Source organism: Microvirga sp. 3-52, assembly GCF_018383585.1.
Taxonomy (GTDB): domain Bacteria; phylum Pseudomonadota; class Alphaproteobacteria; order Rhizobiales; family Beijerinckiaceae; genus Microvirga.
The window spans coordinates 23193-35308 of the sequence record NZ_JAHAMK010000039.1; the positions used below are offsets into that span (position 1 = coordinate 23193).

11 protein-coding genes and 1 pseudogene are annotated in these 12116 nt (G+C 64.5%); 3 read left to right on the plus strand and 9 right to left on the minus strand.

The window, feature by feature from the left end; translation table 11 throughout:
* Positions 1-6: 6 nt before the first annotated feature.
* From purL to purC, 5 genes are all read right to left on the minus strand, one after another.
* The gene (gene purL, locus KHP60_RS21710) at positions 7-2217 is read right to left on the minus strand and encodes a phosphoribosylformylglycinamidine synthase subunit PurL (RefSeq protein WP_213566379.1); all 2211 of its coding nucleotides are present in this window, start codon (positions 2215-2217) and stop codon (positions 7-9) included.
* Positions 2218-2399: 182 nt separating this feature from the next.
* Positions 2400-3098: a phosphoribosylformylglycinamidine synthase subunit PurQ gene (gene purQ / locus KHP60_RS21715; RefSeq protein WP_213566380.1), complete on the minus strand. Its 699-nt coding sequence runs from the start codon at positions 3096-3098 to the stop codon at positions 2400-2402.
* A 7-nt stretch (positions 3099-3105) separates the two neighbouring features.
* Positions 3106-3345: a phosphoribosylformylglycinamidine synthase subunit PurS gene (gene purS / locus KHP60_RS21720; RefSeq protein WP_213566381.1), complete on the minus strand. Its 240-nt coding sequence runs from the start codon at positions 3343-3345 to the stop codon at positions 3106-3108.
* Between the two features lie 123 nt (positions 3346-3468).
* Complete coding sequence (locus KHP60_RS21725; RefSeq protein ID WP_213566382.1) at positions 3469-4008, minus strand: hypothetical protein; 540 nt, start codon at positions 4006-4008, stop codon at positions 3469-3471.
* A gap of 100 nt (positions 4009-4108) precedes the next feature.
* Positions 4109-4903 (minus strand): phosphoribosylaminoimidazolesuccinocarboxamide synthase, encoded by a 795-nt coding sequence (purC, locus tag KHP60_RS21730; RefSeq protein ID WP_036362043.1) that lies wholly within the window; start codon positions 4901-4903, stop codon positions 4109-4111.
* Positions 4904-5142: 239 nt separating this feature from the next.
* Here purC and KHP60_RS21735 point away from each other — a divergent pair, with 239 nt between their 5' ends.
* Together KHP60_RS21735 and KHP60_RS21740 are read left to right on the plus strand one after the other, a co-directional pair.
* On the plus strand, positions 5143-5466 hold the full coding sequence (locus tag KHP60_RS21735; protein WP_213566383.1) for a DUF1476 domain-containing protein: 324 nt from the start codon (positions 5143-5145) through the stop codon (positions 5464-5466).
* Between the two features lie 59 nt (positions 5467-5525).
* Entirely contained in the window at positions 5526-6296 is a 771-nt protein-coding gene (locus tag KHP60_RS21740) for an HpcH/HpaI aldolase/citrate lyase family protein (protein ID WP_213566384.1), read from the plus strand.
* Between the two features lie 165 nt (positions 6297-6461).
* On the opposite strand, the pseudogene KHP60_RS25305 reads toward KHP60_RS21740, so the two are convergent.
* Both KHP60_RS25305 and KHP60_RS21750 read right to left on the minus strand, forming a co-directional pair.
* Positions 6462-6976: pseudogene (locus tag KHP60_RS25305) on the minus strand (alpha/beta hydrolase).
* Between the two features lie 51 nt (positions 6977-7027).
* Complete coding sequence (locus tag KHP60_RS21750) at positions 7028-7672, minus strand: DNA-3-methyladenine glycosylase (protein WP_213566385.1); 645 nt, start codon at positions 7670-7672, stop codon at positions 7028-7030.
* Positions 7673-7701: 29 nt separating this feature from the next.
* Between KHP60_RS21750 and gluQRS the strand changes: the two genes are divergently transcribed.
* Entirely contained in the window at positions 7702-8598 is an 897-nt protein-coding gene (gene gluQRS / locus KHP60_RS21755; protein WP_213566386.1) for a tRNA glutamyl-Q(34) synthetase GluQRS, read from the plus strand.
* On the opposite strand, the gene KHP60_RS21760 is transcribed toward gluQRS, so the two are convergent.
* Positions 8577-9494: an AEC family transporter gene (locus KHP60_RS21760; protein WP_213566387.1), complete on the minus strand. Its 918-nt coding sequence runs from the start codon at positions 9492-9494 to the stop codon at positions 8577-8579. The two genes, gluQRS and KHP60_RS21760, sit on opposite strands and share 22 nt — an antisense overlap.
* A gap of 5 nt (positions 9495-9499) precedes the next feature.
* Entirely contained in the window at positions 9500-11536 is a 2037-nt protein-coding gene (locus KHP60_RS21765; protein ID WP_213566388.1) for a M23 family metallopeptidase, read from the minus strand.
* Between the last annotated feature and the right edge of the window lie 580 nt (positions 11537-12116).

Consider the following 12116-nt stretch of genomic DNA (forward strand, 5'->3'; position numbering starts at 1 on the left):
AACTCCTCAGGACTTACCGGTCATGTATTCCGGCAGCCAGGCTTCGTGCGCTGCCTTCAATTGCTTCAGGGATATGGCCTGTTGCCCAGGCAGAATCAACGCGTCGCCGCCGGTCAGCCCGAGCGTCACGGCCGGAACGCCGATGGCGCCGGCCTCGTAGAGGATGTCGGCGGCCACGTCCTCGTCGACGGCGATGAGGTAGCGGGCCTGATCCTCGCCGAAGAGGAAGGCATGGAGGGGGAAGCCTTCGGGGTAAGCGGTGATCTCGGCGCCCACGTCGCCGGCCATGGCCATCTCGGCCAGAGCCAGCGCGATGCCGCCGTCCGAGACGTCGTGCACGGTCTTCACCTGGCCGGACCGGATGAGCTGGCGCACGAAATCGCCGTTGCGCTTCTCGTTCACCAGATCCACCGGCGGCGGGGCGCCTTCCTCCCGGCCGCAGACGTCTCGCAGATAGATCGACTGGCCGAGCCAGCCCCGGGTCGCACCGATGAGCACGATGGCCTCGCCCTCGCGCTTGAAGGCGATGGAGGCATTGACCGTCACGTCGTCGAGAAGGCCGACGCCACCGATGGCCGGCGTGGGAAGAATGCCCTGGCCGTTGGTCTCGTTGTAGAGCGACACGTTGCCGGACACGACCGGGAAGTCGAGGGCCTTGCAGGCCTCACCGATGCCCCTGACGCAGCCGACGAACTGCCCCATGGATTCGGGGCGCTCGGGGCTGGCGAAGTTGAGGTTGTCGGTGATGGCGAGGGGCAGGCCGCCCACGGCCGTGATGTTGCGCCAGGCTTCCGCCACCGCCTGCTTGCCGCCCTCGAAGGGATCCGCCTCGCAATAGCGCGGCGTGACGTCGGTGGTCAGCGCCAGGCCCTTTGGTCCATCCTCGACGCGCACAATGGCGGCATCGCCGCCCGGAATCTGCACGGTGTTGCCGAGGATCAGGTGGTCGTACTGCTCCCAGACCCAGCGCTTGGAGCACTGGTCCGGCGAGCCGACGAGCTTCAGGAGCGCCTCGGCCTCGGACATGGGGGCCTTCACGCTGTCGGGCGCGATCACGGGCAGCTTGGGGCTTTCCACCCACGGACGGTCATAGAGAGGAGCCTCGTCGCCCAGTTCCTTGATCGGAAGGTCCGCCTTGACCTCGCCCCCGTGCTTGATGACGAAGCGGAGCGTGTCGGTGGTCTTGCCGATGATGGCGAAGTCCAGGCCCCATTTGTGGAAGATGGCCTCGGCCTCCTTCTCCATGCCCGGCTTGAGCACCATGAGCATGCGTTCCTGGCTCTCGGAGAGCATCATCTCGTAGGCGGTCATGCCCTCCTCGCGGCAGGGCACCTTGTCGAGGTCGAGCTCGATGCCGAGATTGCCCTTCGCGCCCATCTCGACGGCCGAGCTCGTGAGGCCCGCAGCGCCCATGTCCTGGATCGCGATCACGGCGCCCGACTTCATGAGCTCGAGGCAGGCTTCGAGCAGGAGCTTCTCGGCGAAGGGATCGCCGACCTGCACGGTCGGACGCTTCTCCTCGGACGCATCGTCAAACTCGGCCGACGCCATGGTCGCGCCGTGGATGCCGTCGCGGCCGGTCTTGGAGCCGAGATAGACGATCGGGTTCCCGATGCCCGTGGCCTTGGCGTAGAAGATCTCATCGGTGCGGGCGAGGCCCACCGCCATGGCGTTGACGAGGATGTTTCCGTTGTAGCGCTTGTCGAAGCCGACGCCGCCGCCGACGGTCGGCACGCCGAAGGAGTTGCCGTAGCCGCCGATGCCCGCGACCACGCCTGAGACGAGGTGAGGGGTCTTCGGGTGGTCCGGCTCGCCGAAGCGCAGGAAGTTGAGCGATGCAATGGGCCGCGCCCCCATGGTGAACACGTCGCGCAGGATGCCGCCGACGCCCGTCGCGGCTCCCTGATAGGGCTCGATGAAGGACGGGTGGTTGTGGCTCTCCATCTTGAAGATGCAGGCCAGGCCGTCGCCGATATCGATCACGCCCGCGTTCTCGCCCGGTCCCTGGATCACCCAGGGGGCCTTGGTGGGCAGGCCGCGCAGGTGGATGCGGGAGGACTTGTACGAGCAGTGCTCGTTCCACATGGCCGACACGATGCCGAGCTCGGTGATGGTCGGCTCGCGGCCGATCAGGTTCACGAAGCGCTCATATTCGTCGGCTTTTAGCCCATGCTCCTTGACCAGCTCAGGGGTGATGGCGACGTCGTTGCGGGTCATCGGTGTCTCGCTTCTTTCACCCTCTCCCATGCGGGAGAGTAAGGGGAACAAATCAGATGTCCTCATTCTGAGGAGCCGCGGAGCGGCGTCTCGAAGGAGGGCCCAGTAAGGACTGGAGACGTCGTTCGGGACGCTTCGCTCCTCAGGATGAGGGCTGCGGAGTGCTCTCTCCGCTCCAGATATCAAGCCGCCTTCGGAAAACTCGACACGAGGCTCTCGAACAAGCCACGTCCATCGGTGCCGCCGACGAGATCTTCGATCAGGTTTTCCGGGTGAGGCATCATGCCGAGCACGTTGAGCTTGTCGGAATAGATGCCCGCGATCGCGTTCATGGAGCCGTTGCGGTTGGAATCGGCCGTGATGTGCCCTTGGGCATCGGAATAGCGGAAGGCCACCAGCCCTTCTCCTTCGAGCCGCTTCAGGGTCTCCCCGTCGGCCGTGTAGTTGCCCTCGCCATGCGCCACGCAGACATCGATGGCCTGACCCTTGGCATAAGCCCGGGTGAAGGCGGTGTCGTCGCGCTCCACCCGCAGGAACTGCCGGTGGCAGATGAATTTCAAGTTTGCGTTGCGCATCAGGATGCCGGGAAGAAGCCCGGATTCGCACAGGATCTGGAAGCCGTTGCAGATGCCGAGCACGAGGCCGCCCCGCGCCGCATGGGCGCGCACCGCATCCATGACCGTGGCGCGGCCGGCAATCGCCCCGCAACGAAGATAGTCGCCATAGGAGAAGCCGCCCGGCAGGACCACGAGGTCCGTGCCCTTCGGCAGTTCGGTCTCGGCATGCCAGACCTTCTCCGCCCGGGAGCCGGCCGATGTGAGCGCCCGCAGCACATCGCCTTCGCGATTGGAGCCGGGGAAGACGATGACGGCAGATTTCATGGAAGCCTCACGCGATCTCGACGCGGTAATTCTCGATGACGGTATTGGCGAGCAGCTTCTCGCAGGCGGCCTTGAGGGCGGCCTCGGCCTTGGACCTGTCCGTGGTCCCGAGCTCGATGTCGAAGACCTTGCCCTGGCGCACGCCGTCGATGCCCTCGACGCCGAGGGACTTGAGAGCCCCTTCGATGGCCTTGCCTTGGGGGTCAAGAACGCCGTTCTTGAGGGTCACGGTGACACGCGCTTTCATGGGGGCCTCGGGCTGTTGAGATTTGGCCAAGGCCATAAAGAATTTAGCCGCAAGAGACAACGGCCTCGAAGCATGATCCGGTGAAGTGAGGATCGGTTCCCGCAAGTCTATGCGAAACTCGACTTATGAGCCCAATTCGCGGGCGGCGACTTCCTTGGCCGTATCACGCACGACATCCGGCACTTCGCCGATGACCAGAACGACCGACAGAACCTCGCCATCGCGCCTGCCGAACGCGGCGCCATAGGCCGGGCGCTTGCCACCATCCCCCGGGGCGAGATCGATGGCAAAGCCGGGATAGGGGGCGTCCTTGAGGCGCTCGACCGTGATCCGGGTCTTCACCGGCTTCGCCCGACCCGCCGGCGAGCGCAGCGCCCTGACCAGACGCTCAGGGTCTTTTAGAAGGGCGTCCGTAACGTCCGCGTCCTTGCCTGTCAGGCGGATGACGCCGACAGTGAGGCCCGGACTGCACTCGGGCGGGGCGCAGAAGGCCAGCGCCACAGGCTCGGCCCGGTCCTCGGCCAGCCATTTCCGCAACGGCAGAGCGTCCCAGGATGCGTCCGGTGGGAGGCCCGCGACCTGACGGGGGATGTAGCCGCAGCTGACGACGAGCAGGCACAAGGCCAGGATCGGAAGGCGGGAACGCAAGAGGCGGACGGGCATGAGGTCAATCTATGCGTGAAGCCGACAGGATGGGAATAGCTGCGTAGGCCAAAGAAAAGCCCGGCACGAGGCCGGGCTTTTCATCATTCCATGAAAGGCCTCACTGCACGAGACGGGGCCCGCCCGTGACCGGATTTTCGTTCTCGGCCAGGATGCCGAGACGGCGGGCAACCTCGGAATAGGCCTCGACCAGCCCGCCCATGTCCCGGCGGAACCGGTCCTTGTCGAGCTTGTCCTTGGACTTGATGTCCCAGAGGCGGCAGGAATCCGGGGAGATCTCGTCGGCCACGACGATGCGCATCATCTCGCCTTCCCAGAGGCGTCCCGTCTCGAGCTTGAAGTCGACGAGGCGTATGCCGACGCCGAGGAAAAGGCCGGACAGGAAGTCGTTGACCCGGATGGCGAGCGCCATGATGTCGTCGATCTCCTGGGGCGAGGCCCAGCCGAAGGCCGTGATGTGCTCTTCCGACACCATGGGGTCGTTGAGAGCGTCGTTCTTGTAATAGAATTCGATGATCGAGCGCGGCAGCTGCGTGCCTTCCTCGATGCCCAGACGGGTGGCAAGCGAGCCCGCCGCGACGTTGCGCACCACCACCTCGAGGGGGATGATCTCCACCTCGCGAATCAGCTGCTCGCGCATGTTCAGGCGGCGGATGAAGTGGGTCGGGATCCCGATATCGTTCAGATGCTGGAACAGATATTCCGAGATCCGATTGTTGAGCACGCCCTTGCCGTCGATCACTTCATGCTTCTTGGCATTGAAGGCGGTCGCGTCATCCTTGAAGTGCTGGATGAGCGTACCGGGTTCAGGGCCCTCATAGAGGACCTTCGCCTTGCCCTCATAGATGCGACGGCGACGATTCATAGGCGTGTACCGTGGTTTGAGAAAATCCATGTGCCGTGGCTCCTGGGGATAGTCATTTTATAAGATCCGCGGCTGACGTTAAGCGCGGCTGTTCACCGGCGTTCCGCCTGAGGGGCAACCTATCCGATCCCTCGGGCAAGCACAACGCGGGGCGAGGGCTGGGGGCCTGCGGCCCGGTGAAAGCACCTGCTTTAAGATGGGAAGTGTCTAGCGGCAGCGCGAGTGCGCCCTTATATCGCATGAAGGCCCAAGCTAAGGAGAATGACGTAATGACTTCTTTCGACGACCGAAGGAATGCCTTCGAGAAGCAGTTCGCCCACGATGAGGATCTGCGGTTCAAGGCAACGGCCCGCCGCAATAAGCTGTTCGGGCTTTGGGTCGCCGAGCGCCTGGGCAAGGCCGGAGACGAGGCGGAGAGCTATGCCAAGAGCGTCGTTCTCGCGGATTTCGAAGAGGCGGGCGATGAGGATGTTCTGCGCAAGGTTCGCAAGGATCTTGATGGTGTCGGCAGGTCAGTGGGCGATGCCGAACTCCAGGCCAAGCTCAGCGAGCTGACCGGGCGCGCCATTGAAGAGATCAAAGCGGGCCGGTAACGGCCCGCCTTCCGCCGCGCGCCTTCGAGAACCCAAACGCAGTCTGCCGAAAGGGCATCATGCCGATCCACCCATCCTTTCCCGAGCGGCTGAAGGCCGGCTCCCCTGTCCTGACGGCCTGGTGCGGCCTGCCGGATCCCTCCGTGGCCGGGCTTCTGGCCCGTGAGGCGTTCGATGCCGTCGTCATGGACCTGCAGCACGGCTCCATCGATTTTGCCGCCGCGCTCCAGGCGGTGCCGCTGATCGCCGCCGCGGGAAAGCCAGCCCTGGTCCGCGTGCCCGTCGGGGATTTCGCCTCCGCCTCGCGCTTCCTGGATGCCGGGGTCTCGGGCGTGATCGCCCCCATGATCAACACCATCGAGGACGCAAGGCGCTTCGCCGGCTTCGTGAAATTCCCGCCTGTCGGCGAGCGCAGCTGGGGTGCCTATGGGGCACTCTCCCTGTCGGGCATGGAGCCAGGCGAGTATCTGCAACGGGCCAATGAACTGACGGTTGCCTTCGCCATGGTGGAGACCCGCGAGGCCCTCGCCATCATCGACGACATTCTGGCGGTGCCCGGGATCGACGGCATCTTCATCGGGCCCTCGGACCTTTCCATTGCTCTCTCGGGGGGAAAAGGTCTGAACCCCACCGGATCCGAGGTCGAGAAAGCCCTGGATCACGCGCTCTCCCGGGTGAAGGCTGCAGGCAAGATCGCGGCGATCTATGCCGTGTCCGGCGCACGGGCGGCGGAACTGTCTGCCAAGGGCTTCCATATGGTTTCTATCGGCAGCGACATTTCCATGCTCAGAGCCGGGGCTCATGCCGCTCTTGCGGCCGCCCGCGCCTAGATTGTCCCAGAGGAGGGGAGGCCGAAGGCCTGTGCCAGGACAGGCCGCCCTGCCGAACCCCCTCCTCGTCGATTCCGTGGGCAAGGTCAGCCGTGAGGTGCCATTGGCAGGGGATCCCGGCGGCCCCGAGGGCTTCCTTCGAGACAAGGAACATCTCGACCGGGACTACATCGTCCTGGCCCCCATGGACCAGCAGGATCGGCGGCTTCGACCGGGATGCCCTTTGAAGGCTCTCGAGCCCCTGTCCGTCCTCAGCACCAGAAGGCCCGAATAGCCGATGATGGCTGCCAGTGCTGGCTCGCGGCGCAGGCCGATATGGAGCGCCATCATGGCACCCTGACTGAATCCGACGAGGCCGAGCTGTGATGCCGGCAGTGAATACTGGGCGAGCTCCCGGTCCAGAAAGGCGTCGAGCTTAGGCGCCGCATAGGTCACGCCGCTCCAGAATTCCCGCGGATCGGTGAGGGTCAGGGGAAACCACTCCCGCCCATGGGCACATTGCTGCAGCGATCGGGAGTATGCGGGGCCACGAAGGCGGCGTCCGGCAGCCAGTCGCGCCATTGCCCTCCAAGCTCGATCAGATCGTTCCCGTCTGCCCCCATACCGTGAAGAAGGACGATGAGCTGCTTGGCCTTCCCGCATCTCGGAGGAAGGCGGGGTCCATCGATGGCGGCCATCATGACGATCCTCTGCGGTCTGGAGCCGGCACGGCGCGATGATGGCCGTCGCGGTCAAACGGGAGCGCCCTCCCGAGACTTCATCACACGGTAATAGGCCCAGAGCATCTTGGCCGCTACACCCCGCCAGGGGCGCCAGTTCTCGGCCAAAGCCGTCAAGGCCTTGGCATCCGGCCGCTGCTCCAGCCCATAGGCGAGGCGGGCCGCTTCCTGCACAGCCAGATCCCCGCTCGGAAAGGCATCCGGATGCCCGAGGCAGAAGAGCAGGTAGACATCGGCGGTCCAAGGGCCGATTCCCTTGACCTGCGTCAGAAGATCATGGGCCTCGTCGGCCGAATGGTTGTGCAACTCGTCGAGGGGAAGCCTGCCGTCGATGACCTCCGCCGCCAGCGCGCGCAGGGTCCTGACCTTCCCGGCCGACAGCCCGGCGGCACGGAGATCCTCGTCGGGGAGCCGAAGAAAGACCTCCGGCTTCGGCGGTTCGAGGATCTGCCTCAACCGGTTCCAGATGGCGGTCGCGCTGGCTGTGGACACCTGCTGGCCGATGACGATCCAAGCCAGTCCCTCGAAGCCCGGCGGCCGCTTGCGCAATTGCGGCGTGATCCCGCTCGCGGCCAGCTTTGCCATCACGGGATCCGCCAGGGCCAGTTCGCTCAGCCCCCTCTTGAGAACCGCGTCCGTTTCGAGGAGGGTGGCCATTCCTTCATGTTCCATTTTTACAGGCTCCCGTGACGAAGCCGGTCTTTCGATTCGCTCCCAGCCCCAATGGGCGGCTTCATCTGGGCCATGCCTATTCCGCCCTGCTCAACGCCGACTTCGCCCGCCGCTTCCGCGGCCGCTTTCTCCTGCGCATCGAGGATATCGATATCACACGTTGCCGTCCTGCATTCGAGGCCGCCATCTATGACGACCTCGCTTGGCTCGGCCTGACCTGGGAGGCGCCGGTGCGAAGGCAATCGGAGCACTTCGCCGATTACCACGCCGCATTCCTGAGGCTGAAGGGGAGGGGCGTGGTCTATCCGTGCTTCTGCACCCGCAAGGACATCACGGAGACGATCGCCTGCCGGGAGGCGGAGACCGGCCGGGATTGGCCCCGCGATCCGGATTGCGCACCGCTCTATCCGGGCATCTGCCGGGGTATGCCTGTCGACGAGGCCGGCCGGCGGATCGCAGCCGGCGAGCCCCATGCCTGGCGCCTCGACATGGCCGCGCTGGAAAAGCTTGCCCCGGGGCCGCATCGGTTTCGGACATTCGACCGTGAAGGCCGTGAGGGCATCGTCACCGCGCATCCGCGGCGCTGGGGCGATGCGGTGGTCGTGCGCAAGGAGACACCGACGAGCTATCATCTCTCCGTCGTGGTGGACGATGCGCTCCAGGGCGTTACCCATGTGGTCCGCGGCCAGGACCTCGAAGCCGCAACCGACCTTCACGTGCTGCTCCAAGCTCTGCTCGACCTTCCGACGCCCCGTTATCACCACCATGGGCTCGTGCTCGACCCCATGGGCGACAAGCTGGCGAAGAGCCGGCGGTCGCAATCCCTGGCCGAGTTGCGCGCGGAGGGCGCAACCCCTCAAGCGGTATGGCGGCGGCTCGGGTTCGATCCTCAGCCCACGCCCAGAACATAGAGCCAGATCAGGGTCGTGCCCAACGCGAGGAACGTCGACAGGGTGATGGCGCTGGAGGCGAGAGCCACGCCTTCCCCGTATCGCTCGGCGAAGAGATAGGCATTGATGCCGGATGGGCACGAGGCGAAGAGCACCGCGACCCCGGCCCAGACCGGCGGCATGGAGAAAACCTGGGTAGCCAGCAGCAGCACGATCAGGGGATGCAGCACGAGCTTGAGGAACGAGATCACGGTCGGCAGCTTCCAGCCTGTCTGCAGACCGTAGCGGCGCAGGGCAATGCCCATGGAGATGAGAGCACAGGGGACTGCGGCGCTCGCCAGCAGGTCCATGACCTGCCAGGCCGGAGCCGGCACATGGGACGCGAGGGGGCGGCAGGCGGACCCTGCCAGGATCCCGACGACGATGGGATGGGTGAATAGGCGGCGCAGGACGACGACAGGCGAGGCTTGGCGACCTTCGGCCAGGATCGTCGCGAGGGTCATCGTGACCGGAAGGTGGACGGCGATGAGCAGGAATAGCGGGACGGCACCCTCGTCCCCATAGGCCTTGAGGATCATCGGGACGCCGACGAAAACCGTATTCGCCTGACCCGCCGAGAAACCGGCGACCACCCCGGAAACACCCTTGATCCCAAAGAAGCGCCGTCCGATCACGGTGGCCAGGAGCCAGACTACGGCAACGCCGACAAAATAGGAAATCCAGTAGCCCCAGGGCTGGACGTCCGGGATCTCGGCACGAACGAGGGTGCGGAAGATGAGGCAGGGCAGGGACAAGGTGAAGACGAATTCGGACAGCCCCTCGCCGGCTCGCTCGGAAATGAAGCCTGTCTGACGCGCGACATAGCCGATGCCGATCAAGCCGAAGACCGGCAGCACGATCGCGAAAAGCTCGAGCATGGGCTCTATCGCAACTCCGCCCGCTGCGAGAGAGTGGCGGAAGCGACGCTGTGGGACATCAGTTCCTCGACCTGCTCGCGCTGGCGCTTGAAGTCCACCAAGCCACGGCCTTCGAGTTCCCGCCCACGGGGCAGGCGGATCTTCAGGGGGTCGACGAAGCTGCCGTTAATGATCACCTCGTAATGGAGGTGCGGTCCGGTCGAGAGGCCTGAATTGCCCACATAGCCGATGACCTGGCCTTGCTGGATCCTCTTGCCGGGGGCGATGCCCTTGGCGAAGCTGGACATGTGGGAATACGCAGTCACATAGCCGTTCGTATGCTGAAGCTCGACCCGGCGGCCATAGCCTGAATCCCACTCGGCCTTGATTACTGTACCATTGCCCGCAGCAATGATGGGAGTGCCGACCCTGTTGGCCCAGTCGACGCCCGTATGGGGACGCGAATAGCCCAGGATCGGGTGGAAGCGCGACCCGAAGCCCGAGCGCAGGATGCCGTCGGCAATGGGCTTGCGGATCAGGAATTTCTTGAGGGAGCGGCCTGCGTCATCGAAGAAATCGACTGTCCCGTCCTCGCCTTGGTAGCGGTAGACACGACGCGCTTCCCCTCCCACGGTGAGAGAGGCATAAAGGACTTCAGGCGCGCCATTCTCGTCATCCGAGCCATAGAAGATCTCGAAGGAATCTCCTTGCGAGACGCGGCGTTGAAAATCGACATCGTAGCCGAAGATGCGCACCAGTTCGTCCACGGTCTGGCGGGGCAGCTCGTTCTTGAGAGCCGTCTCATAGAGGCTCTCGTAGAGACGCACGCCGCCGCGCCCGTCATCCTCGTCTTCTTCCTCCGAGGCTTCGGCCATCTGACGGTTCGTCTCGTCGGCGGGGGGCGTCACCGAAACGAAGACACCCCGGTCGTTGGTAGCGGCGATGCCTTCGATCCCCCGTTCTCCGAACGTGATCACCCGCACGATCTGCCTCGGATCGCCGAGGCGGGGGCCGGGCGCGATGAGTATGCGCAGCCTCTGACCCTCTGTCAGACCCTCGATCTTGATGCGGGCGGCCAGGGCCGATTTGACTGCTGCGATCTGCTCGGGGGTGCCTCCATAGCTGCGCAGGACCGTCTCGAGGGTCTCGCCCTTCTTGAGAGCCACATCCCGCTCCTCGATGAGGGGCGTCATGGTGTTCTGCTCGATCTTGGGAAGTTCGGTCACGTTCTCAGGCACGACCCGAACCTCGATCGTGCTGAAAGGAGCATCGACGACGCGGGCATAGCCGAGGGCATCGCCCAGCCCTTCCGGCTGCCGCAGGGTCCGCGACAGCATCTGCTGGGCTGGGATCGGCACGGAGGTCCGGCGCCCCGCTTCGTTGAAGACCCGCCGCTCCTCTTCCAGGATCGCAAGCACGTCGCCATCCGTCAGGGAGGGGGCGCTCGCCGCGATGGCCACCATGGCAAGGTCGCGCCTGAGGACCGACACATCGGCATCCGCAACCTCCGGCGCCGGCTCGACGCGTTGCTCCTCCATTCCCTCGGCGAACAGGCGCAGGGGGTTGAACGGCGGAATATCGGCGGCATAGGTGCCTGCGGTCAGGGAGAGGTTCGTCGCGATACGCACGAAGTTGCGAACCTTGATGGCCTCTCTCTCGCCGTTGCGGATCGTCATCGGCGCCTTGAAGCTCTGCCGCGCGGAGGACGTATGCTCCGTCAAGTTGAGCCGGTCGGCCTTGCGGGCCACGTTCGAGGACCGCTCCTCGTCGGTTCCCGAAGGGGCCCGGCCATTGAGAGCCGCCCGTTCCGGGGGGAGGGCGGACGTCGTCGCACCTTCAAGGGCGATGTAGATGGAGGCCCCGATCAGGACCGCGCCTGTGACGCCTGTGAGAACGCTGGCACCAAGCCAGCGCAGGTTCACCTCCCATTTGTCGACCTCATGCGCCGCACTGCCGTTGGTGTTGAGCGGCGGCTCGTGTCCGAGATCGATGCCGGACGACAGATGCGAAGCTTCCTTGCGGAAACGCTTGGCATGGCTGTCATCGGGAGGAAGAGGGCTCATGATCTCTGTCTGGTATCGATGCGGGTGGGTTGCTGTCACAGACACCAGAGGCCATCTAGCACATGAGACGACAACCGCACAGGTCAATAGATAAGCTTGGGCGGCGCGCCAACTCTCCAGAGAAAGAGGTTCCGGAAAAGAAATGCCGGCCGCGGCTCTGCTTCATTCCGCACTGTGTCGGCAGTGAGGCAGGAGCGGAAAAACCTGTGCGGCACGCTCGCGAGCGTCGGAATTTGCTCCTGTGTCAAAAAACTTTCACAAGCACGTTGACAGGCCGAAGAGGTTGGGTCTATATACCGGCCATCGACGCCGCCGCTGACGCGAACGGCGCCCAGATCTTCCTCAGAAACCGGGCGATTGGGCCCGACTTCGGTCGGGAACAAAGTCTGTTCTGCGGGGGTCTGTTTTTATCGGTTGCATCGAAAGATGTATGTTCTTTGACAAGTGAAGAGAGAAGAGAAGCGTAGGCGGCGGTGTCCTTGCGGATTGTCCTTCGGGGCGATCGAATGAGAACATCGACCGATGTCTATGCTTTGGTGAGTACACCGCTTCAGGGAAACCTGGAGAAGGATGGTACTCT